Raw genomic sequence first — 21,788 nt, forward strand, 5'->3', positions numbered from 1 at the left:
CACACTATGCGGGAACGAGCGGGGCTCGCAGGCTTTGCAAAGCGCTGCACAGGCAAAAACAGGGCAATCCCGAAGGCCTGCCCTGCTGGCGGTGAGCTACTCCTGCAAACGAAACATCACTTGCTGGCATTACCATCCGGCACAAACACATAACCAACGCCCCAGACGGTCTGGATGTAACGCGGCTTGGACGGGTCGGGTTCGATCATCCGGCGCAGGCGCGAGATCTGCACGTCGATGGAGCGCTCGAGGGCGTCCCACTCGCGGCCACGGGCCAGGTTCATCAGCTTGTCGCGGGTCAGCGGCTCGCGAGCGTGCATCACCAGCGCCTTGAGCACGGCGAACTCACCGGTGGTGAGCATGTGCACTTCTTCGCCGCGCTTGAGTTCGCGGGTGGCCAGCGACAGCTCGTAGTCGCCGAAGGTGACGGTTTCGTCCTCGCTGCCCGGTGCACCCGGTACTGCCGGGGCCTGGCGGCGCAGCACGGCCTTGACCCGGGCCATCAGTTCGTCGGGGTTGAACGGCTTGGCCAGGTAGTCGTCGGCACCCAGCTCCAGGCCCTTGATGCGGCTCAGCTCGTCGCCCTTGGCGGTGAGCATGATGATCGGGATCTGGTTGTTGGCGGCGCGCAGGCGGCGGCAGGCGGTCAGGCCGTCTTCGCCGGGCAGCATCAGGTCGAGCACCACCAGGTTGAAAACCTCGCGGGCCAGCAGGCGGTCCATCTGTTCGGTATTGGGTACTGCACGGGCGCGATAACCCTTGCTGGTGAAGAACCGTTCCAGCAGGCTGCTCAGGCCCGGGTCATCGTCGACGATGAGAATTTTGTCGCCTTCGGCGGTTTGTGCAGTGCTGCTCATGGGTAGCTCCTCTAATCTCGGCACGCATTATGGCTTAGCCATCAATGGCCGTGCCGTGTGCATTGTTAGCAGATTTTTCCCCGGGTGCCAGTATTGCCGGGCCGACAACTGGCCTGCTGCTATCACCGCAAGCCGGACGCGCTGGGTATAATGCGCCGCTTTCAGCCAGCGCCGCATTGACCACAAGCGCTCTACAGCGCCCGCCCGCGGCCTTTGTATTCACAATTTGTCAGGTGGTTTTATGGACAGCATCAACAGCCGCATCGCCGAGGAACTCGGTGTCCGCCCACAACAGGTCGAAGCGGCCGTGGCTCTACTTGATGAAGGTTCGACCGTGCCTTTTATCGCCCGTTACCGGAAAGAAGTCACCGGTAGCCTGGATGACACCCAGCTGCGCCACCTGGAGGAGCGCCTGCGCTACCTGCGCGAGCTGGACGAACGGCGTGTCAGCATCCTTGCCAGCATCGAAGAGCAAGGCAAGCTGACCCCGGAACTGGCCCGTGAAATCAAACTGGCCGACACCAAGACCCGCCTCGAAGACTTGTACCTGCCGTACAAGCAAAAGCGCCGCACCAAGGGCCAGATCGCCCTGGAAGCCGGCCTCGGCGAGCTGGCCGACGGCCTGCTGAGCGACCCGCAACTGAGCCCTGAAACCGAAGCCGCGCGTTTTGTCGACGCCGAAAAAGGCGTGGCCGATGTCAAAGCCGCCCTCGAAGGCGCCAAGTACATCCTCATGGAGCGCTTTGCTGAAGACGCCAGCCTGCTCGACAAGCTGCGCAGCTTTCTCAAGCAGGAAGCGGTGCTCAGCGCCCGCCTGGTGGCCGGCAAGGAAGAGGAAGGGGCGAAGTTCCGTGACTACTTCGAGCACGACGAAGTGCTCAAGAGCGTACCGTCGCACCGCGCCCTGGCGATTTTCCGCGGCCGCAACGAAGGCGTGCTGTCCGCTTCGCTGAAAGTCGGCGAAGAACTGCCGGGCACCCTGCACCCGTGCGAAATGATGATCGCCGAGCGTTTCGGCCTGCAAAATCAGAACCGTCCTGCCGACAAATGGCTGGCCGAAGTGGTGCGCTGGACTTGGAAGGTCAAGCTCTACAGCCACCTTGAAACCGACCTGTTCGGCGAGCTGCGCGACAACGCCGAAGGCGAGGCGATCAACGTCTTCGCCCATAACCTGCACGACCTGCTGCTGGCCGCGCCGGCCGGCCCGCGCGCCACCCTGGGCCTGGACCCGGGCCTGCGCACCGGTTGCAAGGTCGCCGTGGTTGATGCCACCGGCAAGCTGCTGGACACCGCCACCGTCTACCCGCACGTACCAAAAAACCAGTGGGACCAGACCATCGCCGTGCTCGCCGCGCTGTGCGCCAAGCACTCGGTCGAGCTGATCGCTATCGGTAACGGCACCGCCAGCCGCGAAACCGACAAGCTCGCCGCCGAACTGATCAAAAAATATCCAGCGCTGAAAATGACCAAGGTCATGGTCTCCGAAGCCGGTGCTTCGGTGTACTCGGCCTCGGAGCTGGCGGCCAAGGAGTTCCCGGACCTCGACGTGTCGATCCGTGGCGCTGTGTCGATCGCCCGCCGCCTGCAGGACCCGCTGGCGGAACTGGTGAAGATCGAGCCGAAATCCATCGGTGTCGGCCAGTACCAGCACGATGTTTCGCAGTTGAAGCTGGCCCGTGGCCTGGATGCGGTGGTCGAGGACTGCGTGAACGCCGTCGGCGTCGACGTCAACACCGCGTCGGTGGCGCTACTGGCGCGCATCTCCGGCCTCAACAGCACCCTGGCACAGAACATCGTCGCCCACCGCGACGCCAACGGCGCCTTCAAGACCCGCGCCGCGCTGAAGAAAGTCAGCCGCCTGGGCGAAAAAACCTTCGAACAGGCCGCAGGCTTTCTGCGCGTCATGAACGGCGACAACCCGCTGGACGCCTCGGCGGTGCACCCGGAAGCCTACCCGCTGGTGCAACGCATTGCCGCCGAGACCGACCGTGACATCCGTTCGCTGATCGGCGACAGCGACTTCCTCAAGCGCCTGGACCCAAAGAAGTTCACCGACGAAACCTTCGGCCTGCCGACGGTCACCGACATCCTCCAGGAACTGGACAAACCCGGCCGCGACCCACGCCCGGAGTTCAAGACCGCCGAGTTCCAGGAAGGCGTCGAAGACCTCAAGGACCTGCAACTGGGGATGATCCTCGAAGGCGTGGTGACCAACGTCACCAACTTCGGTGCCTTCGTCGACATCGGCGTGCACCAGGATGGCCTGGTGCATATCTCGGCGCTGTCGGAGAAGTTCATCAAGGACCCGCGTGAAGCGGTCAAGGCCGGCGACGTGGTCAAGGTCAAGGTCATGGAAGTCGACATCCCGCGCAAACGCGTCGGCCTGTCGATGCGCATGAGCGACACCCCGGGCGAGAAGATCGACGGTGCCCGTGGCAGCCGTCCGGGCTCGGCCCCGCGCCAGCAGAGTGCCCCGGCCCGCGCCAAGGAAACCCCGGCACCGGCCAACAACGCCATGGCCTCGCTGTTCGCCAACGCCAAGCAGCTGAAGAAGAAGTGATGACGGTTCCCGACGACGTCGTCTTCAGCGCCTTCAGCCAGTTGCTCGGCTGCCGTCTGCAACGCCTGGAAAACGGCGTTGCCGAGGTGGCCATGGCCCTGGAGCCGCACCTGCGCAACCGCGGCGGTAACCTGCATGGCGGGGCAATCTTCAGCCTGGTCGACACCACCATGGGCCTGGCCTGCTCCAGTTCCCATGGTTTCGACCAGCAGAGCGTGACCCTCGAATGCAAGATCAACTACCTGCGCGCGGTCAGCGAAGGTGACGTGCTGTGCATCGCCCGGGTGCTGCATGCCGGGCGGCGCACGCTGGTGGTCGATGCCGATGTACTCCAGGGCGACAAACTGGTGGCAAAAGCGCAGGGGACTTTCGTCGTCCTCTAGCCGCAAATGGCCAAACTGCGGTACTTTCGGCAGAGCGCAGGCGCTGCCGAAAGCCGGCCAAAACCAGGCGACAACGCCAGTTCCTCTGTCCACCCTTGTAGACCGTCATCTCTACCCCCATATTGGGGCGACTGACGCGTGAAGGAATCCATCTTGAGCGAACTTCTCAACCGCCGCCTGAGCCTGCTCGGCCAAGGCGACAACCTCTCCCTGCTCAAGCAGTGCCTGCACGGCATCGAGCGTGAATGCCTGCGTGTGACCGAGGAAGGTCGTCTGGCCCAGACTCCGCACCCCGAAGCCCTGGGCGCGGCGTTGACCCACGAGCAGATCACCACGGACTACTCGGAGTCGCTGCTGGAGTTCATCACCCCAGCCCTGGCGGACCCGGCGCAGACCCTCGAAAGCCTGGAGAACATCCACCGCTTCGCTTACACCAAGCTTGGCAACGAGTTCCTCTGGAGCCCGTCGATGCCCTGCCCGCTGCCGGCCGAGGAAGACATTCCGATCGCCTGGTACGGCACCTCCAACATCGGTCAGCTCAAGTACGTCTACCGCAAGGGCCTGGCCCTGCGCTACGGCCGCACCATGCAGTGCATCGCCGGGATTCACTACAATTTCTCGCTGCCAGAGAACCTCTGGCCGCTGCTGCGCGAAGCGGAACACAGCACGGTGGATGATCGCGACTATCAGTCGTCGGCCTACATCGCCCTGATCCGCAACTTCCGTCGCTACAGCTGGCTGCTGATGTACCTGTTCGGCGCCTCGCCGGCCCTGGATGCCGGCTTCTTGCGTGGCCGCCCGCACCAGCTTGAGCAGTTCGACGCCGACACCCTGTACCTGCCCTACGCCACCAGCCTGCGCATGAGCGACCTGGGTTACCAGAGCAACGCCCAAGCCGGCCTGACGCCGTGCTACAACAACCTCGCCAGCTACACCGACAGCCTGCGCAAGGCGGTGGCCACGCCGTACGCGCCCTATGTCGAGATCGGTACGCACAAGGATGGCGAGTGGGTTCAGCTGAACACCAACATCCTGCAGATCGAAAACGAGTACTACTCCAACATTCGCCCCAAGCGCGTCACCTACAGCGGCGAGCGGCCGATCCAGGCGCTGATGGCCCGTGGCATCCAGTACGTCGAAGTGCGCTGCCTGGACATCAACCCGTTCCTGCCCACCGGTATCGACCTGCCGCAAGCGCGTTTCCTCGACGCCTTCCTGCTGTTCTGCGCCCTGGAAGACAGCCCGCTGCTGGGCAACCAGGAATGCGGTAACTGCACCGGCAACTTCCTCAGCGTGGTCAAGGAAGGTCGCCGCCCGGGCCTGCAACTGCAGCGTGACGGCCAGCCGGTCGAACTCAAGCAGTGGGCCGATGAATTGCTCGAACGCATCGCGCCCCTGGCCGAACTGCTTGACCGCAGCCAGGGCGGCGACGAACACGCCAAGGCCCTGCAGGCGCAGAAAGCCAAGGTCAGCGACCCTGCCCTGACGCCATCGGCGCAGGTGCTGGCGAGCATGACCGAGCACAAGGAAAGCTTCAGCCGCTTCGCCTTGCGCCAAAGCCAGGTGCATGCCGAGTTCTTCCGCGCCCAAGCCCTTTCAGCCGAGCAGCAGCAAGGTTTCGAAAGCGCAGCGCGCCAGTCCCTGGAAGCCCAGGCCAAGCTTGAGCGTGAAGAGGACAAGGCTGATTTCGACCTGTTCGTCAGCGCTTACCAGGCGAGCATCCTGGCGATCAGCAACTGACATGACCCGCACCGTTACCCCGCGCAAACCCCGGGCCCGCAGCCAGGCGAGGATCGATTCGATCCTCGAGGCGGCGCGCACGCTGCTGGCCAGCGAAGGGGTGGCCAGCCTGTCGATTTACAGCGTGGCCGAGCGCGCGCAGATTCCGCCGTCGTCGGTGTATCACTTCTTCGCCAGTGTCCCGGCGTTGCTTGAAGCACTCACCGCCGACGTGCACGGCGCCTTTCGCGCCTGCCTTGAAGCACCGATTGATTCAGCGGCGCTGAACACCTGGCACGACCTGTCGCGCCTGGTCGAGCAGCGCATGCTGGTGATCTACAACGAAGACGCCGCGGCCCGGCAATTGATTCTCGCCCAGCATGGCCTGAGCGAAGTGACCCAGGCTGACCGCCAGCACGACATCGAGCTGGGCGACCTGATGCACAGGCTGTTTGCCGCGCATTTCCAGTTGCCGGTGTTACCGGAAGATGTCGATGTGTTTGCCCTGGCCATGGAACTGGGTGACCGGGTGTATGCCCGTTCGGTGCAGTTGCATGGGCAGATTACGCCGCGCATGGCCGAGGAAGGGATGCGGGTGTTTGATGCGTATCTGGGCTTGTACCTACCGCCCTTTCTGCCTAAACGCTGACGGCCTCATCGCGGGTCAAGCCCGCTCCTAGAGGGAGCGGGCTTGACCCGCGATTTTCAGAGCTTGGCGATCGACACTTCGGTCGACTTCACAAAGGCAATCACCTCGCTGCCAATAGTCAATTCCAGCTCACGCACCGAACGGGTGGTGATCACCGAGGTGACGATACCCGAGGCGGTCTGCACATCGATTTCCGACAATACCGGGCCTTCGAGGATTTCTTTGACGGTGCCTTTGAACTGGTTGCGTACGTTGATCGCTTTGATAGTCATCTGCTTGGTTCCTTACAGGTCAGAGAGCCCAACGCAATTGCGTCGGCAAAGGTGCGACAGGTTCCGGCTCGGGCGGTGTGCCCGGAATCGACAGAACCCGGTTGAGAACTTCGGTTTCCAGTGCAGCCAGGCGGTGTGAGCCGCGTACCCGCGGGCGTGGCAGGTCGACGATAAGGTCCAGGCCCACCTCGCCGTCTTCGATGAGAATCACCCGGTCGGCTACCGCCACCGCCTCGCTGACGTCGTGGGTAACCAGCAACACGGTGAAGCCGTGCTGGCGCCACAGCCGTTCGATCAACTGCTGCATCTCGATCCGGGTCAGGGCATCCAGTGCCCCCAGCGGCTCATCGAGCAGCAACAGGCGTGGCTGGTGAATCAGTGCCCGGGCCAGGGCCACGCGCTGCTTCTGGCCACCCGACAAGGCCGCCGGCCATTCATTGGCACGCTCGGCCAGGCCGACCGCTGCCAGCGCTTCCAGCGCCCGTGGCCGCCAATTGCCCGAGAGGCCCAGGCCAACGTTGTCGATAACCTTCTTCCACGGCAGCAGGCGCGCTTCCTGGAACATCAGGCGGGTGTCTTCCTGGGCTTCGCGCAGCGGCGCGGAACCTGCCAGCAACTCGCCGCCACTGGGTTGGTCGAGGCCGGCGAGCAAGCGCAGCAAGGTGCTCTTGCCGCAGCCACTGCGCCCGACAATGGCGACGAACTGCCCGGCCGGAATGTGCAGGTCGATATCACGCAGTACCTGGCGCTGGCCGAAGGTCTTCTGCAGGTTCTGCGCCGCCAGCGGAATCCCGCGCAGCAGCCGTGGTGGTGGATCCTTGAGGATGGTCATGCGCCCTCTCCCCTGCTCGCTTGATAGGCCGGATGCCAGCGCAGCCAGACCCGCTCGAGGCCGCGTGCGGCCAGATCGGCAAGCTTGCCGAGCACGGCATAGAGAACGATCGCCAGGACCACCACATCGGTCTGCAGGAACTCGCGGGCGTTCATTGCCAGGTAGCCGATGCCAGCGTTAGCCGAAATGGTTTCGGCAACGATCAGGGTCAGCCACATAAAGCCCAGGGCAAAGCGCACGCCGACCAGGATCGACGGCAAGGCACCGGGCAGAATCACCTGGCGAAACAGCTCGAAGCCGGACAAACCATAGCTGCGGGCCATTTCCACCAGCGCCGGGTCGACGTTGCGGATGCCGTGGTAGGTGTTCAGGTAGATCGGGAACAAAGTGCCCAGGGCCACCAGAAAAATCTTTGCCGACTCGTCGATGCCGAACCACAGGATCACCAGCGGAATCAGCGCCAGGTGAGGTACGTTGCGGATCATCTGCACCGAACTGTCGAGCAGGCGTTCGCCCCATTTCGACAGGCCGGTGATAAAGCCCAGCGCCAGGCCGATGGCACCGCCAATCACAAAACCGACGGCGGCGCGCCAGCCACTGATTGCCAGATGGGTCCAGATCTCGCCGCTGCGTACCAGCTCGACGCCAGCGCTTAATACCGCGCTGGGCGCCGGCAAAATCCGCGTCGACAGCCAGCCGACGCTGACTGCCAGTTGCCAGACCGCCAACAACAGCAGCGGCAACGCCCAGGGCGCCAGGCGTTGCTGCCAGGGAGTGGATTTACGACTCATGGCCCGGCCCTCAGCGCTGCGCCGAGGATTTAGGCAGGATGTCGTTGGCGACCATCTCGCCGAACGGGCTCACGTAGCCACCGCTTTGCGGCAGTTGCGGGCGCTCCACGTCCAGGTGCGGGAACAGCAGCTCGGCGACCCGGTACGACTCTTCCAGGTGTGGATAACCGGAGAAGATGAAGGTATCGATGCCCAATGCTGCGTATTCCTTGACCCGCTCGGCCACAGTCGGGCCGTCGCCGACCAGCGCCGTGCCGGCACCGCCGCGCACCAGGCCGACACCGGCCCAGAGGTTGGGGCTGACTTCGAGGTTGTCGCGGTTGCCGCCATGCAGCGCGGCCATGCGTTGCTGGCCGACCGAATCGAAGCGTGCCAGCGAGGCCTGGGCGCGGGCGATGGTGTCGTCGTCCAGGTGCGAGATCAGCCGCTCGGCGGCCTGCCAGGCTTCGGCGTTGGTTTCGCGCACGATCACGTGCAGGCGGATGCCGAAGCGCACCGTGCGGCCTTGCTTGGCGGCCTTGGCGCGCACTTGCTCGATCTTCTCGGCCACCGCCGCAGGCGGCTCGCCCCAGGTCAGGTACAGCTCGACCTGCTCGGCTGCCAGGTCCTGGGCCGCTTCTGAAGAGCCGCCAAAGTACAGCGGCGGACGCGGCTGCTGGATCGGCGGATAGAGCAGCTTGGCGCCTTTGACCTGGATGTGCTGGCCGTCGTAGTCGACGGTTTCGCCTTCCAGCACCCGGCGCCAGATGCGGGTAAATTCCACCGAGGCCTGGTAGCGCTCTTCATGGCTGAGGAACAGGCCGTCACCGGACAGCTCTTCCGGATCGCCGCCAGTGACCAGGTTGAACAAGGCACGGCCACCGGAAAGACGATCCAGGGTTGCCGCCTGACGCGCCGCTACGGTCGGCGAGATGATCCCCGGGCGCAGCGCGACCAGGAACTTCAGGCGCTGGGTTACCGGGATCAGCGACGCGGCAACCAGCCAGGAGTCCTCGCAGGAACGCCCGGTCGGAATCAACACGCCGCCAAAACCGAGGCGGTCGGCGGCCTGGGCAATCTGCTGCAGGTAGCCGTGATCGACGGCGCGCGCGCCCTCGGCGGTGCCAAGGTAATGGCCGTCGCCATGGGTGGGAAGAAACCAGAATACGTTGAGGCTCATTGGAGTTGTCTCCTAGGGGTGGCGCAGACCGGGGCGGCGCCCCGGCGCGGGCAAATCGTCAAGGGGCGCTGGCGACCTTGGCCGGTGGGGTCCAGATCACATCCTTGATGCTCAAGGGCTTGGGAATCAGCTTGAGCGTCTTGAAGGTGTCGGCGATCTTCTGCTGGGCAGCGATCACTTGCGGGGTCAGGAAGGCAGCGCCGTAGCCCTGGCGCTTGACCGAGGTCAGGGTGATGTCGGCCGGCAGGCCGAGCAGCGGCGCGACCTGGTCAGTGACTTCTTGCGGGTTGGCCTTGGACCACTCGCCCACCGCGCGCACTTCATCGACCAGCGTGCTGATCACTTCAGGGTGCTTTTGCGCATAAGGCTTGGTCGCCAGGTAGAACTGGTGGTTGTCGACGATGCCCTGGCCATCGCGCAGGGTGCGCGCCTGCAGCTGCTGCTCGGCCGCCGCCTGGTACGGGTCCCAGATCACCCAGGCATCGACGCTGCCGCGCTCGAAGGCGGCGCGGGCATCGGCGGGCGGCAGGAACACCGGCTGGATGTCGCTGTACTTGAGGCCGGCGTCTTCCAGGGCGCGGACCAGCAGGTAGTGGACGTTGGAGCCTTTGTTCAGCGCAACTTTCTTGCCCTTGAGTTCCTTCACCGACTGGATCGGCGAGCCCTTGGGCACCAGGATCGCTTCACTGTGCGGCGCCGGCGGCTCGTAGGCGACATACAGCAGGTCGGCGCCAGCGGCCTGGGCGAACACCGGCGGGGTTTCGCCGGTAACGCCGAAGTCGATCGAGCCGACATTCAGGCCTTCGAGCAGTTGCGGGCCACCGGGGAATTCAGTCCATTGCACCTGCACGCCCTGGGCGGCAAGGCGTTTTTCCAGCGTGCCCTTGGCTTTGAGCAGCACCAGGGTGCCGTACTTCTGGTAACCGATACGCAGGCTTTCAGCCTGGGCTTGAGTAATGGCGCCGAAGGACACAGCCGCAGCAAACAGAGCGACCAGACCACGACGCAAAATGACAGTGCGCATAGCGCTCTCCTTTGCTGTTGGGGTTCAGGCTGCACCTGCTTGCCCGTTGGCGGGCGAGTAAGGTGGGAATTACAGGTAACGGGTGGTAAGCCTCAGATGCTCCAGCGAGCACTGAGCAGACGTTCATTCAACACGCCCGGGGCGACCGGTTTGGGTCGACGCGCCAGGGCGCTGTGGAACAGTTCGAGCGATTCGTGCAGGCGCTGCTCCAGCGCCGGCGCCAGTTGCGCGGCGGCACTGCCTTCGCCGTAGGCGATCTGGCTGTCGTCGGCGAAGATGCCTTGCAGGGTTTCCTGGGCCTTGAGCGCAGACAGTACCGGCTTGAGCGCGTAGTCCACGGCGAGCATGTGGGCGATGCTGCCGCCGGTTGCGATCGGCAGCACCACCTTGTGGTTCAGGGCGCGTTCGGGCAGCAGGTCGAGCAGGGTTTTCAGCGCACCGGCAAACGAAGCCTTGTACACCGGAGAGGCAACCACCAAGCCGTCGGCCTGCTCTACCAACTGCAGAAAATGCTGCACCCTGGGGCTGTCGAAGCGTGCATGCAGCAGGTCTTCGGCGGGAAAGTCGCGCACCTGGAATGTCACCACTTCCACGCCCTGGCCCTGCAGCCACTGGCGGCTGCGCTCAAGCAGGACGCCGGAGCGCGAACGCAGACTGGGACTACCACCGAGAGAAACAACCAGCATTGGAGCGCATCCTTGATCGTGTTCTAGAGGGCCGCGAGTTGCAGTTCTCGCTGGAGTGGAGTGACCTTAACAGCTCGATACATATATCTATAAATCATATTTTTTCATTTGTTTATTCTTTACGGAACTATAGGAGCATCGCGGGGCAAGCCCGCTCCTACCGGCCTCCAGGGGAATAAAAAAAGGGCCGTAAACGGCCCGAGTTCCCTGCTATGGCTAAAGATCAACGATTGGGTTGCGGGGTCAGGCGCAGGTATGGCTTGACCGCGCGGTAACCCTTGGGAAAGCGGCGCTTGATTTCGTCTTCATCCTTGAGCGATGGCACGATCACCACTTCGTCACCGTCCTGCCAATTGGCCGGGGTGGCAACCTTGTGGTTGTCGGTCAGTTGCAGCGAATCGATTACCCGCAAGATCTCGTGAAAGTTGCGCCCGGTGCTGGCCGGATAGGTGATGGTCAGACGGATCTTCTTGTTCGGGTCGATGACGAACAGGGAACGCACCGTCAGGGTGTCGCTGGCATTGGGATGAATCAGGTCGTAGAGGTCGGAAACCTTGCGATCGGCATCAGCCAGGATCGGGAAGTTGACGACAGTGTTCTGGGTTTCGTTGATGTCTTCGATCCAGCGGTGGTGCGAATCGACCGGGTCCACCGACAGGGCAATGGCCTTGACCCCGCGCTCGGCGAACTGCTCTTTGAGCTTGGCGGTGAAACCCAGTTCGGTGGTGCACACCGGAGTAAAGTCGGCCGGGTGGGAGAACAGCACGCCCCAGCTGTCGCCCAGCCATTCGTGGAAGCGGATCTTGCCGGCGCTGGAATCCTGTTCGAAGTCGGGGGCGATATCGCCGAGTCTGAGGCTCATGGTGCGGCTCCTTGGCTGGGTTCGTTATGGCTTCACTGTGCCTGCTTCCTGCTGAAATTAAAAAGAATAAATATTGATTTATTTAGAACTAACAGAAATATCAAAAAACAGGCAAAACAACGCCCGCGCGGCACAGGGCCGGGCGGGCGCGCTTTTCTCGCCTTACAGCAGCGGGATGGAGTAGCTGAGGATCAGACGGTTTTCGTCCTGGTCCTTGGTGTTGGCAATGTCGCTGCGCCAGGTGGCGTTTTTCCACATGATGCCCAGGCCCTTGAGGGTGCCTTCCGGTACCACATAGGCCACGGTGATATCACGTTCCCACTCGGTACGGTCACCGATTGCCGAATCGATGTTATCGCCTTTGAGGTAGGTGACGCCGGCAGTAGCGCCCGCCAGGCCGACCTTGGCGAAATCGTAGGAGTAGCGAGCCTGCCAGGTACGCTCACCGGCACGGCCGAACTTCTGGATCTGCGAGTCGGTGATGGTGTAGTTGGACGAGCCGTCACCCTGGTTCAGCCAAGGGAAGTCGCTGTCACCGCTGGAGACCTGGTAACCGCCACCGAAGGTGTGACCCTGGACGGTGTAGAGGAACAGGGCGCTGTACAGATCGTTATCAACCTTGCCCTTGGTGCCGTTGCCGTACCAGCCGCTGGTGAAGTAGGCCGGATCGTTGCTGTTGGCGCCGTCGTCAGTGCTGTGGAAGTAACGGAAGTCGGACTTCAGCACGCCCGGGCCGATTGCCCAGTTGTGTACCGCACCCAGGAAGTGCTGTTTGTAGAAGTCTTCCAGGTTGCCATAGTAGTACTGCAGCAGCAGGTCCTTGGTGACCTTGTAGTCGGCACCGGCGTAAAGGAACTTGTTGCTGAACTTGCCGGTACGGGCGTTGTTGGCGCCAGCGATCGACATTTCTTCGTTGTTGCTGGAGTTACGGCCTTTGACGTGCTCGATCTGACCACCGATCAGGGTCAGGTCCTTGAACTCGTTCGAGGTGATCTGACCACCTTCGAAGGTTTGCGGCAGCAGGCGACCATCGTTGTACGAGATGACCGGCAGCTTCGGCAGCAGGGTGCCGTAGCGCAGTTCGGTCTGGGAAATCTTGGCCTTGGCGGTCAGGCCCAGGCTGGAGTACTCGTCGACTGCACGACCGTTGCTGTCGGTCGGGAACACCGAACCGCCATAGGAGGCGCTGGTCGGGTTGCCATGACGGCCCTTGCCCGAGTCCAGACGCACGCCCAACAGGGCAATAGCGTCAACACCAAAGCCGACGGTGCCCTGGGTGAAGCCCGAGGCGTAATCGACCTGGAAGCCCTGACCCCATTCTTCCTGGTAGTTGGTGCTGGTGTTGGTACCGTGGTTACGGTTGTCGGTGTTGATATAGAAGTTGCGCAGCTTCAGTGTTGCCTTGCTGTCTTCGATGAAGCCGGCAGCACCCGCCTGCTGGGCCAGAACCCCAACGGCCACGGCAAGTGCCAAGGTGGACTTGTACATGTTTTGCTCCTCTACGTTCTAATTCTTGTGTGTCGCTTACGGCAGGATCTTTGTGTCCCGCTCGACGTCGATGGGCGATTAGCACCAAAGGGTGACCGTCAAGTCAATCGTAACTATTCATTTCACTACTTTGGTCTAATGCACCAGCGGTGGGGGTGAAGGATAATGACAATCCTATAAATCCAAAAAGACTTATTTCGTAATTTTTCAGATTATTACGGAATATCACCCAAGATTTTTCTTCGCTGCCGTTATCGGCACATAAGCTAATTCCTAAAGGATATTTCAAAGCTGTTTTTTAGATCGCTTGGCTTCGTCGATCCTTCCCCTTCGACAAAGTAGCCCTCATGGCCAGGCCATCATTGCGTTTCCTCTGCGCCCTGACCTTGACCAGCGTCACTTTTGTCGCCCAGGCCGATGGCGCCTATAGGCTGGAGCGGGCTTGCCCCGCGATGACTCCCCCCTTTCGCAAGCCTTAAATCAATTGGCTCCTAAGCTAATGCTAAAAAGTTATTTATTTTAACTTTCTTAGATCATCTAGTCTTATCCCACACCAACACAATCGCCCGCCTGACAAGGAGTTAACCATGACCCTGCATGCTCCCCTGCGCCTGTTCGCCGCCCTGACCCTGGCCGGCACCAGCTGGTTTGCCCAGGCGGCCGACCTGACGGTGGCCTACCAGACCACCGTCGACCCGGCGAAAGTCGCCCAGGTCGACGGCACCTACGAGAAAACCAGCAAGGCCGATATCGACTGGCGCAAATTCGACAGCGGCGCCGACGTGATCACCGCCGTGGCCTCCGGCGACGTACAGATCGGCTACCTCGGCTCCAGCCCGCTGGCCGCCGCTGCGACCCGCAAACTGCCGGTGGAAACCTTCCTGATCGCCACCCAGATCGGCGCAGCCGAAGCCCTGGTCGCCCGCGACGGCGCCGGCATCAACTCGCCACAGGACCTGATCGGCAAGAAGATTGCCGTGCCGTTCGTCTCCACCGGTCACTACAGCCTGCTGGCCGCACTCAAGCAATGGAACATCGACCCGGCCAAGGTACAGATCCTCAACCTCGCGCCACCGGCAATCATCGCCGCCTGGAAGCGCGGCGACATCGACGCCACCTACGTCTGGGACCCGGCCCTGGGCGTGGCCAAGGAAAACGGCAAGGTGCTGATCACCTCCGCTGAGCTGGCCGAAAAAGGCGCGCCGACTTTCGATGCCTGGATCGTGCGCAAGGACTTCGCCGCCAAGCACCCGGAGATCGTCAAGGCCTTCGCCAAGGTCACCCTCGATGCCTACGCCGACTACCGCAAGGACCCGCAAGCGTGGCTGGCAAACCAGAGTAACGTCGACAAGCTGGTCAAGCTCTCCGGCGCCAAGGCGGCTGACATCCCTGGCCTGCTGCAAGGCAACGTGTTCCCGCTGGCCGCCGACCAGGTCGCAGCACTCGGTGCACCCACCACCCAGGCAATCACCGACACCGCCACCTTCCTCAAGGAGCAAGGCAAGGTCGAAGCGGTGCTGCCGGACTACGCGCCTTACGTCAGCGCCAAATTCATCGCCAACTGAGACTCGGAGCAGACCATGGCCCTGTTACAACTGGAGCGCATCAGCGCACAGTACCCCGGCGCGGCCGAGCCGGTGCTGGCCGATATCAACCTGAGCCTGGGCCCGCAGCAATTGCTGGTGGCCCTCGGCCCTTCGGGCAGCGGCAAGACCTCGTTGCTCAACCTGATTGCCGGTTTCGTGGCGCCCAGCAGTGGCCGTATCACCCTCGACGGCGAGCCGGTACAAGGTCCGGGCGCCGAGCGCGGCGTGGTGTTCCAGGATGATGCTCTACTGCCCTGGCAAGGCGTGCTGGCCAACGTCGCCTTCGGCCTGGAACTGGCCGGCGTGCCACGCGCCAGCCGCGAGAAAAAGGCCCGCGAAATGCTCGCCCTGGTCGACCTGGCGGACTTCGGCAACCGGCGCATCTGGCAATTGTCCGGTGGCCAGAAGCAGCGCGTGGGCCTGGCCCGGGCGCTGGCGGCCGATCCGCGGGTACTGCTGATGGACGAGCCGTTCGGCGCGCTGGATGCCTTTACCCGTGAACAGATGCAGGAGTTGCTGTTGCAGGTCTGGCAGCGTACCGCCAAGCCGGTATTCCTGATTACCCACGACATTGAAGAGGCGGTGTTCCTCGCCACCGAACTGGTGTTGCTGGCGCCGAACCCCGGGCAGATCGTCGAACGCCTGCAACTGGACTTTGGCCAGCGCTACAGCGCCGGCGAGTCGGCCCGTTCGATCAAGTCCGACCCGCGCTTTATCGAAACCCGCGAGCACGTGCTGGCCCGGGTGTTCTCCCAACGCAGTGCCGCAACGCGGCAGGAGTCCGCATGAGCAGCCTGGATGTCCCGGTAACGAGCAAACGCACCGCCAGCCACACTGCGCCGAGCAAACCCCGGCGCAGCCTGAGCACCCGCTGGATCAGCGGCCTGACCCTGGCCACGCTGTTGCTGCTGTGGTGGGCGGTGACCGCCGCCGAATGGATCGAGCCACTTTTTTTGCCCTCGCCGGAAGCGGTGCTGGGCAAGGCCTGGTTGCTGCTGACCCAGGGCTACATGGAATCCACCCTGTGGCAGCACCTGGGCGCCAGCCTGCAACGTATCGGCCTGGCCCTCGGCGCGGCAATTGTCACGGCGATCCCGATCGGCATCGCCATCGGCCATAACCGTATCGCCCGCGGCATTCTCGACCCGCTGATCGAGTTCTACCGGCCGATTCCGCCCCTGGCCTACCTGCCGCTGATCGTGATCTGGTGCGGTATCGGCGAGCTGTCGAAAGTGCTGCTGATTTACCTGGCGATCTTCGCCCCGATCGCCATTGCCACCGCCACTGGCGTGCGCACCGTCGACCCGACCAAGTTGCGCGCGGCGCAGTCGCTGGGCGCCACCCGTTGGCAGCTGATTCGCCACGTGATTTTGCCCAGCGCCCTGCCCGACATTCTTACCGGCGTGCGCATTGGCCTGGGGGTTGGCTGGTCAACCCTGGTGGCCGCCGAGCTGATCGCCGCCACCAGCGGCCTGGGTTTCATGGTGCAGTCGGCGGCGCAGTTTTTGGTCACCGACGTGGTGGTGCTGGGCATTCTGGTGATCGCCTTGATTGCCTTCGCCCTGGAAATGGGCCTGCGCGCCCTGCAGCGCAAGCTGGTGCCCTGGCACGGCCAGAGCCATTGAAACCGAACAGAGAACAACCATGAGCCTGACCATTACCCCGCTGAGCCCGGCGCTCGGCGCCCAGATCAGCGGCATCGACCTCAGCCGCGAAATCAACAAAGAACAACGCGACGCCATCGAACAGGCGCTGCTCAAGCACCAGGTACTGTTCTTTCGCGACCAGCCGATCAACCCGCAGCAGCAGGCCGATTTCGCCGCGCGCTTTGGCGACCTGCATATCCACCCGATCTACCCCAATGTGCCGGGAACCCCGCAGGTGCTGGTGCTCGACACCGCCGTCACCGACGTGCGCGACAACGCCATTTGGCACACCGATGTGACCTTCCTGCCAACCCCGGCACTGGGTGCGGTGCTCAGTGCCAAGCAACTGCCGGCCTACGGTGGCGATACCTTGTGGGCCAGTGGCATTGCTGCCTACGAGGCGCTGTCGGCACCGCTGCAGCAGCTGTTGGCTGGCCTCACCGCCACCCATGATTTCACCAAGTCGTTCCCGCTGGAGCGTTTCGGCACCACCCCTGAGGACCTGGCGCGCTGGGAAACGGCACGGCGTAACAACCCGCCGCTGTCGCACCCGGTGATCCGTACCCACCCGGTGAGCAAGCGCAAGGCACTGTTCGTCAATGAGGGCTTCACCACCCGCATCAACGAACTGAGCGAGGCTGAAAGCGAGGCGATTCTCAAGCTGCTGTTCGCCCACGCGACCCGCCCGGAGTTCACCATTCGCTGGCGCTGGCAGGAAAACGACGTGGCGTTCTGGGATAACCGCGTGACCCAGCATTACGCGGTGGATGATTACCGGCCGGCGCGGCGGGTAATGCACCGGGCGACGATTCTCGGGGATGCGCCGTTTTAAGATCCATCGCGGTCTTGCCCGCTCCCAGCAGTCCACACTGTGGGAGCGGGCAAGACCGCGATGCTTTTAGCGCACCAGATGCAAGAACTGCATATGCCGTTCGTACTGGTCAAGAATGTCGTTGATGATCTGCTCCTTGCTGTAGCCCACCAGGTCATAGTCCTGGCTGCCCTCGCTCAGGTGCACCTCGGCGCGGTAGTAACGACGGTTCTTCAGCTCCTGGGTTCCCAGGCCGCCCAAGGCAAATGACGGCGTGAAGTAACCGCGCATCTGCACCTGGTAAATGAACGGCTGCTCTTCGCCATGGCCGATCTTCAAGCTGACGTTGTCGTGGCTCGGGTCTTCCTGGGTGATGACGTGCAGGCCCTTCTCGCTAAACACCTCGGTCACCTCGGCAATCGCCGGGCGCACCACGTCGTCCATGAAGCGGTACACCTCGTCGCGTGACGGGAAGTGCACGGCCTGGCTCAGGCGCTGACGCCAGCCACCGCGGCCACGCCGCGAATTGGCGAACGGCGCCAGCGAATGCAACTGGGCGATCTGTCGTTGCGACTCCAGATAAAACGCCTTGTGCAGGCCCCACATCATCAGCAACAAGATCACCGAGAACGGCAGCGAGGTAAGCACCACCGCCGATTTCAGCGAATCGATACTGCCGGCGAACAGCAAGCCGCTGGTCACCAGTGCGGTCATCGCGCCCCAGAACACCCGCAGCCAGTTCGGCCCGTCTTCATCGGCATTGCCGCCACGGGCGGAGAGGGTCGAGAGCACCACAGTGCCGGAGTCTGCCGAGGTGACGAAGAACACGAAGCTGATAAACACCGTGACGGCGATCACCGCCTTGCTCCACGGGTAGGTTTCCAGCAACAGGTAGAGGGTCATCGACGGGTTGTCGAGGGCCGACTGGCCCAGCGCGGTCATGCCGTGCTCGAGCACCTGGAACAACGCGCTGTTACCAAAGATCGACATCCACGCCAGGGTGAAGCCCAGCGGAATCAGCAGCACGCCGAAGACGAACTCGCGGATGGTCCGGCCGCGGGAAATCCGCGCGATGAACAGGCCGACAAACGGCGCCCAGGCAATCCACCAGGCCCAGTAGAACACCGTCCAGCCGCCCAGCCACTCATTGGCCTGGTTGTAGGCGTAAACGTCAAAGCTCTTGCGCGGCAAGGCGCCAAGATAGTCACCGAGGTTCTGGATCAAGGTGTTGAACAGGTGCTGGGTAGGGCCGGCGAACAGCACGAACAGCAGCAGCGCGCAGGCCAGGAACATGTTGATGTCGGACATCACCCGCACGCCCTTCTCGACCCCGGCAACCGCCACCGCGACCGCCGCGCCCATCATCAGGGTGATGAGGATCACCTGCACCCACTGGGTGTGCGGCACGCCGAACAGGTAGTCCAGGCCGGAGTTCAGGTGCAACACGCCAAAGCCCATGTCGGCGCCCAGGCCGAACACCGTGGCGATGATGCCGAAGCCGTCGACGGCATAACCAATCGGACCGTTGATGCGCTTGCCGATCAACGGATACAGCGCCGAGCGCAGGGCCAGCGGCAGGTTATGGCGGTAGGCGAAATAGGCCAGGGCCATGCCGACAAAGGCAAACACCCCCCAGCCATGCAGGCCCCAGTGCAGGAACAGCAACTGCATGGCCTGGCGCCCGGCCTCGACCGTGCCGGCCTCGCCTTGCGGCGGCTGCAGCATGTGGGTCAGGGGTTCGGAGACGCAGAAGAAGAACAGGGTAATGCTGATGCCGGCGGCGAACAGCATGCCGGCCCAGGACAGGTAGCTGAACTCGGGCTCGTCGTGGTCGGCACCGAGCTTGATCTTGCCGTAGCCAGACAAGGCGGTGACCACCACGAAGACCAGGTACAGGGTCATCGCCAGCATGTAGTACCAGCCAACGGTGTTGGCCGCCCAGTTCTGCGCCGCCAGCAGCCACTCGCCAGCGGCTTGCGGGTTGCTGATGACCACCAGGCCGAATATCAGGATAAAGCTCGCCGCGAAGTAGAAAACCGGCGGGTTCATGCGGATCTTGCCGCTGGATTCGGAGCTGGGTGCACTCATTGGTTGTGCACCTCGCCGAGGGGGGAGAAGCTTGGATTGAACGGGTTCAGCAAAGGGTTTCCTCCTGTTGAACACCGGCAGCGGACCACCGTTTTAACTTGAACAAGCGTTCAAGTTAAACATGGATGGGGGTCGCGATGCGACCCGTTGCCGCAAGCCAAGCCTCGGATCGCCTACTTCTGGGTACCGTCATCATGCTGCAGATTGGCCTGGGTCAGGTTGCTGCCCGGCGCCACGCTGCGGGTCAGCCAGACGTTACCGCCGATGGTCGAACCCTTGCCAATGGTGATTCGTCCCAGAATAGTCGCGCCGGCATAAATCACCACGTCGTCCTCGACAATCGGGTGGCGCGGATGGCCCTTCTGCAACTGCCCGTCCTCGTCCGCAGGGAAGCGCTTGGCGCCCAGGGTCACGGCCTGGTAGATGCGTACCCGCTCGCCGATGATCGCCGTTTCGCCGATCACCACGCCGGTACCGTGGTCGATGAAGAAGCTCGGGCCGATCTGCGCCCCCGGGTGAATGTCGATGCCGGTGGCCGAATGCGCCAGCTCCGAGCTGATCCGCGCCAGCAATGGCAGGCCAGCGCGGTACAGATGGTGGGCCAGGCGGTGGTGAATCACCGCGAGGATGCCCGGGTAGCACAGCAGCACTTCATCGACGCTGCGCGCCGCCGGGTCGCCATGAAAAGCGGCCAGCACATCGGTATCGAGGATGCTGCGTAGGCTTGGCAGGGCGGCGGCAAAGTCCTGGATCAGGCGCAGCGCCGTGGCGTCGATCTCGGCCGTGGCCTGCTTGCCGTGGCGCGCCACGTAGCGCAGCTCCAGGCGCGCCTGGGCGAGCAAGGCGGTCAGCGCGGCATCGAGGGTATGGCCAACATAGAAGTCTTCGCTCTCTTCACGCAGGTCGACCGGGCCCAGGCGCATGGGGAACAGGGCACCACACAACTGCTCGAGAATATGGCGCATGGCCTCGCGTGACGGCAGCTCGCGGCCGCCCTGCTCGCCGCTGCTGCGCCCGTTACTGCTGCGCCACTGGTCGCGGGCGGCACGCAGCTGGCCGACGATGGTCTGCAACTGCCAATGCCCTGTTTGCGCGTTGTCGCTCACGGTTACCTCTCCTGCTGCAGCGGCGGTCGGTGGATGGTGGTGCCGCCGAAGTGCCGATTACTTTACGGCAATTTCCTGCGACAGAAAAAATAACCCTTTATTCCAGAACGCAATAAAGGGGGCATAAGCCCGGGAGTTGCCCACCTGCCCCGGGCTGCCTATAGTCGAATTTTACCTAGCCGACGTGACCCCATGATCGACCGACAGCTTGCCCGCTTCAATCGTCTGGACCTGCTTGGCGCCCCTACCGCGCTGGAAAAACTGCATCGGCTGTCAGCCTGGGCCGGCCGCGACATCTACGTCAAACGCGACGACTGCACGCCGTTGGCGCTGGGCGGCAACAAACTGCGCAAGCTCGAATACCTGGCCGCCGATGCCCTGGCCAAGGGCGCCGACACCCTGGTCACCGCAGGCGCCATCCAGTCCAACCATGTGCGCCAGACCGCGGCGCTGGCCGCGCAACTGGGCCTGGCCTGCGTAGCCTTGCTGGAAAACCCGATCGCCAGCGACTCAGCCAACTACCAGCACAACGGCAACCGCCTGTTGCTGGAGCTGTTCGACGCCAAGGTCGAGCTGGTCGATAACCTCGACAATGCCGACGAACAACTGCAGGCCCTGGCCGTGCGCCTGCACGCCAGTGGCCGCAAGCCCTACATCGTGCCGATTGGCGGCTCCAACGCCCTCGGTGCCCTGGGTTATGTACGCGCAGGCCTGGAGCTGGCCGAGCAGATCGAACATTGCGGCGAACAGTTCGCCGGGGTGCTGCTGGCCTCCGGTAGTGCCGGTACCCACAGCGGCCTGGCCATCGCCCTGGCAGAAAAACTGCCGAACCTGCCGGTGATCGGCGTGACCGTGTCGCGCAGCGACGAAGACCAGCGGCCGAAAGTCCAGGGCCTGGCCGAGCGCACCGCCGAGCTGCTGGGCCTGCGCCTGCCGGCCACGTTCAAGATCGAATTGTGGGATGAATACTTCGCCCCGCGCTATGGCGAACCGAATGCCGGTACCCTCGCCGCCATCCGCCTGCTGGCCAGCCAGGAAGGCTTGCTGCTTGACCCGGTATACACCGGCAAGGCCATGGCCGGGCTGCTTGATGGTATTGCCCGTCAGCGATTCGATGACGGCCCGCTGATTTTTCTGCATACCGGTGGGGCCCCGGCATTATTCGCCTACCCTGAGGTCTGGAACGGCTAACTAACTTATTTGAAAATAATATAAGAAAATGAATTTATATTATTTTTAAGACTAAAAGCGTCACCCTATAGTCAGCGC

The 21,788-nt window shown here is 63.0% G+C and carries 20 protein-coding genes; 9 read left to right on the forward strand and 11 right to left on the reverse strand.

Translation table 11 applies throughout. The features are described from left to right. Positions 1-116 precede the first annotated feature (116 nt). Positions 117-857, reverse strand: a complete 741-nt coding sequence (gene ompR / locus LOY54_RS26090; protein WP_045201163.1) for a two-component system response regulator OmpR — start codon at positions 855-857, stop codon at positions 117-119. Positions 858-1,098: 241 nt separating this feature from the next. Between ompR and LOY54_RS26095 the strand changes: the two genes are divergently transcribed. The 4 genes from LOY54_RS26095 to LOY54_RS26110 all read left to right on the forward strand — a co-directional run bounded on the left by LOY54_RS26095 (position 1,099) and on the right by LOY54_RS26110 (position 6,168). Further along, a complete protein-coding gene (locus LOY54_RS26095) occupies positions 1,099-3,417 on the forward strand; it encodes a Tex family protein (RefSeq protein WP_258608528.1) in 2,319 nt (772 codons plus the stop codon). Further along, positions 3,417-3,800 carry a PaaI family thioesterase gene (locus tag LOY54_RS26100; RefSeq protein ID WP_258608530.1) on the forward strand — a complete coding sequence of 128 codons (384 nt, stop codon included), beginning with the start codon at positions 3,417-3,419 and terminating at the stop codon, positions 3,798-3,800. The genes LOY54_RS26095 and LOY54_RS26100 overlap by 1 nt, the downstream gene beginning before the upstream one ends. Before the next feature lie 153 nt (positions 3,801-3,953). Further along, on the forward strand, positions 3,954-5,540 hold the full coding sequence (gene gshA, locus LOY54_RS26105; protein ID WP_258608532.1) for a glutamate--cysteine ligase: 1,587 nt from the start codon (positions 3,954-3,956) through the stop codon (positions 5,538-5,540). A 1-nt stretch (position 5,541) separates the two neighbouring features. Beyond that, on the forward strand, positions 5,542-6,168 hold the full coding sequence (locus LOY54_RS26110; protein WP_045201159.1) for a TetR/AcrR family transcriptional regulator: 627 nt from the start codon (positions 5,542-5,544) through the stop codon (positions 6,166-6,168). A gap of 56 nt (positions 6,169-6,224) precedes the next feature. Here the strand turns inward: LOY54_RS26110 and LOY54_RS26115 are convergent, their stop codons facing one another. From LOY54_RS26115 to LOY54_RS26150, 8 genes are all read right to left on the reverse strand, one after another. Further along, positions 6,225-6,440, reverse strand: coding sequence for a molybdopterin-binding protein (locus tag LOY54_RS26115; protein WP_010221227.1), 216 nt, complete (start codon positions 6,438-6,440; stop codon positions 6,225-6,227). A gap of 19 nt (positions 6,441-6,459) precedes the next feature. Then, a complete protein-coding gene (ssuB, locus tag LOY54_RS26120) occupies positions 6,460-7,272 on the reverse strand; it encodes an aliphatic sulfonates ABC transporter ATP-binding protein (protein WP_093378378.1) in 813 nt (270 codons plus the stop codon). Continuing rightward, positions 7,269-8,063, reverse strand: coding sequence for an aliphatic sulfonate ABC transporter permease SsuC (gene ssuC / locus LOY54_RS26125; RefSeq protein ID WP_045201157.1), 795 nt, complete (start codon positions 8,061-8,063; stop codon positions 7,269-7,271). Before ssuC ends, ssuB begins: the two co-directional genes overlap by 4 nt. A 10-nt stretch (positions 8,064-8,073) precedes the next feature. Beyond that, positions 8,074-9,222 (reverse strand): FMNH2-dependent alkanesulfonate monooxygenase, encoded by a 1,149-nt coding sequence (gene ssuD, locus LOY54_RS26130; RefSeq protein ID WP_045201156.1) that lies wholly within the window; start codon positions 9,220-9,222, stop codon positions 8,074-8,076. Between the two features lie 58 nt (positions 9,223-9,280). Next, on the reverse strand, positions 9,281-10,246 hold the full coding sequence (locus tag LOY54_RS26135; protein WP_258608534.1) for a sulfonate ABC transporter substrate-binding protein: 966 nt from the start codon (positions 10,244-10,246) through the stop codon (positions 9,281-9,283). Positions 10,247-10,338: 92 nt separating this feature from the next. Further along, positions 10,339-10,932 (reverse strand): NADPH-dependent FMN reductase, encoded by a 594-nt coding sequence (ssuE, locus tag LOY54_RS26140; protein ID WP_258608537.1) that lies wholly within the window; start codon positions 10,930-10,932, stop codon positions 10,339-10,341. A gap of 223 nt (positions 10,933-11,155) precedes the next feature. After that, positions 11,156-11,794 carry a peroxiredoxin gene (locus tag LOY54_RS26145; protein ID WP_045201153.1) on the reverse strand — a complete coding sequence of 213 codons (639 nt, stop codon included), beginning with the start codon at positions 11,792-11,794 and terminating at the stop codon, positions 11,156-11,158. Between the two features lie 162 nt (positions 11,795-11,956). Further along, the gene (locus LOY54_RS26150; RefSeq protein WP_093378368.1) at positions 11,957-13,282 is read right to left on the reverse strand and encodes an OprD family porin; all 1,326 of its coding nucleotides are present in this window, start codon (positions 13,280-13,282) and stop codon (positions 11,957-11,959) included. A gap of 587 nt (positions 13,283-13,869) precedes the next feature. Between LOY54_RS26150 and tauA the strand changes: the two genes are divergently transcribed. The 4 genes from tauA to tauD are packed head-to-tail and all read left to right on the forward strand — an operon-like array spanning position 13,870 to position 17,346. Continuing rightward, positions 13,870-14,847: a taurine ABC transporter substrate-binding protein gene (gene tauA / locus LOY54_RS26155; protein WP_045201151.1), complete on the forward strand. Its 978-nt coding sequence runs from the start codon at positions 13,870-13,872 to the stop codon at positions 14,845-14,847. A gap of 15 nt (positions 14,848-14,862) precedes the next feature. Then, a complete protein-coding gene (gene tauB / locus LOY54_RS26160) occupies positions 14,863-15,657 on the forward strand; it encodes a taurine ABC transporter ATP-binding subunit (protein ID WP_258608539.1) in 795 nt (264 codons plus the stop codon). After that, a complete protein-coding gene (gene tauC, locus LOY54_RS26165) occupies positions 15,654-16,493 on the forward strand; it encodes a taurine ABC transporter permease TauC (protein ID WP_258608541.1) in 840 nt (279 codons plus the stop codon). The genes tauB and tauC overlap by 4 nt, the downstream gene beginning before the upstream one ends. Before the next feature lie 19 nt (positions 16,494-16,512). Beyond that, entirely contained in the window at positions 16,513-17,346 is an 834-nt protein-coding gene (gene tauD, locus LOY54_RS26170) for a taurine dioxygenase (protein ID WP_258608543.1), read from the forward strand. A 66-nt stretch (positions 17,347-17,412) separates the two neighbouring features. Here the strand turns inward: tauD and betT are convergent, their stop codons facing one another. Together betT and epsC are read right to left on the reverse strand one after the other, a co-directional pair. Further along, complete coding sequence (gene betT, locus LOY54_RS26175) at positions 17,413-19,413, reverse strand: choline transporter BetT (RefSeq protein ID WP_045201147.1); 2,001 nt, start codon at positions 19,411-19,413, stop codon at positions 17,413-17,415. Positions 19,414-19,586: 173 nt separating this feature from the next. Then, positions 19,587-20,519 carry a serine O-acetyltransferase EpsC gene (epsC, locus tag LOY54_RS26180; RefSeq protein WP_045201146.1) on the reverse strand — a complete coding sequence of 311 codons (933 nt, stop codon included), beginning with the start codon at positions 20,517-20,519 and terminating at the stop codon, positions 19,587-19,589. Positions 20,520-20,711: 192 nt separating this feature from the next. Between epsC and LOY54_RS26185 the strand changes: the two genes are divergently transcribed. After that, positions 20,712-21,710: a D-cysteine desulfhydrase gene (locus LOY54_RS26185; RefSeq protein ID WP_258608545.1), complete on the forward strand. Its 999-nt coding sequence runs from the start codon at positions 20,712-20,714 to the stop codon at positions 21,708-21,710. Positions 21,711-21,788: the final 78 nt, after the last annotated feature.

Source organism: Pseudomonas sp. B21-032 (assembly GCF_024748965.1).
Lineage (GTDB): Bacteria > Pseudomonadota > Gammaproteobacteria > Pseudomonadales > Pseudomonadaceae > Aquipseudomonas.

What these genes read in the sequence shown, in the direction of transcription:
- ompR (WP_045201163.1), bottom strand. Translation starts at nt 857, where the DNA reads ATGAGCAGCACTGCACAAACCGCCGAAGGCGACAAAATTCTCATCGTC.
- LOY54_RS26095 (WP_258608528.1), top strand. Translation starts at nt 1,099, where the DNA reads ATGGACAGCATCAACAGCCGCATCGCCGAGGAACTCGGTGTCCGCCCA.
- LOY54_RS26100 (WP_258608530.1), top strand. Translation starts at nt 3,417, where the DNA reads ATGACGGTTCCCGACGACGTCGTCTTCAGCGCCTTCAGCCAGTTGCTC.
- LOY54_RS26110 (WP_045201159.1), top strand. Translation starts at nt 5,542, where the DNA reads ATGACCCGCACCGTTACCCCGCGCAAACCCCGGGCCCGCAGCCAGGCG.
- LOY54_RS26115 (WP_010221227.1), bottom strand. Translation starts at nt 6,440, where the DNA reads ATGACTATCAAAGCGATCAACGTACGCAACCAGTTCAAAGGCACCGTC.
- ssuB (WP_093378378.1), bottom strand. Translation starts at nt 7,272, where the DNA reads ATGACCATCCTCAAGGATCCACCACCACGGCTGCTGCGCGGGATTCCG.
- ssuC (WP_045201157.1), bottom strand. Translation starts at nt 8,063, where the DNA reads ATGAGTCGTAAATCCACTCCCTGGCAGCAACGCCTGGCGCCCTGGGCG.
- ssuD (WP_045201156.1), bottom strand. Translation starts at nt 9,222, where the DNA reads ATGAGCCTCAACGTATTCTGGTTTCTTCCCACCCATGGCGACGGCCAT.
- LOY54_RS26135 (WP_258608534.1), bottom strand. Translation starts at nt 10,246, where the DNA reads ATGCGCACTGTCATTTTGCGTCGTGGTCTGGTCGCTCTGTTTGCTGCG.
- ssuE (WP_258608537.1), bottom strand. Translation starts at nt 10,932, where the DNA reads ATGCTGGTTGTTTCTCTCGGTGGTAGTCCCAGTCTGCGTTCGCGCTCC.
- LOY54_RS26145 (WP_045201153.1), bottom strand. Translation starts at nt 11,794, where the DNA reads ATGAGCCTCAGACTCGGCGATATCGCCCCCGACTTCGAACAGGATTCC.
- LOY54_RS26150 (WP_093378368.1), bottom strand. Translation starts at nt 13,282, where the DNA reads ATGTACAAGTCCACCTTGGCACTTGCCGTGGCCGTTGGGGTTCTGGCC.
- tauA (WP_045201151.1), top strand. Translation starts at nt 13,870, where the DNA reads ATGACCCTGCATGCTCCCCTGCGCCTGTTCGCCGCCCTGACCCTGGCC.
- tauB (WP_258608539.1), top strand. Translation starts at nt 14,863, where the DNA reads ATGGCCCTGTTACAACTGGAGCGCATCAGCGCACAGTACCCCGGCGCG.
- tauC (WP_258608541.1), top strand. Translation starts at nt 15,654, where the DNA reads ATGAGCAGCCTGGATGTCCCGGTAACGAGCAAACGCACCGCCAGCCAC.
- tauD (WP_258608543.1), top strand. Translation starts at nt 16,513, where the DNA reads ATGAGCCTGACCATTACCCCGCTGAGCCCGGCGCTCGGCGCCCAGATC.
- betT (WP_045201147.1), bottom strand. Translation starts at nt 19,413, where the DNA reads ATGAGTGCACCCAGCTCCGAATCCAGCGGCAAGATCCGCATGAACCCG.
- LOY54_RS26185 (WP_258608545.1), top strand. Translation starts at nt 20,712, where the DNA reads ATGATCGACCGACAGCTTGCCCGCTTCAATCGTCTGGACCTGCTTGGC.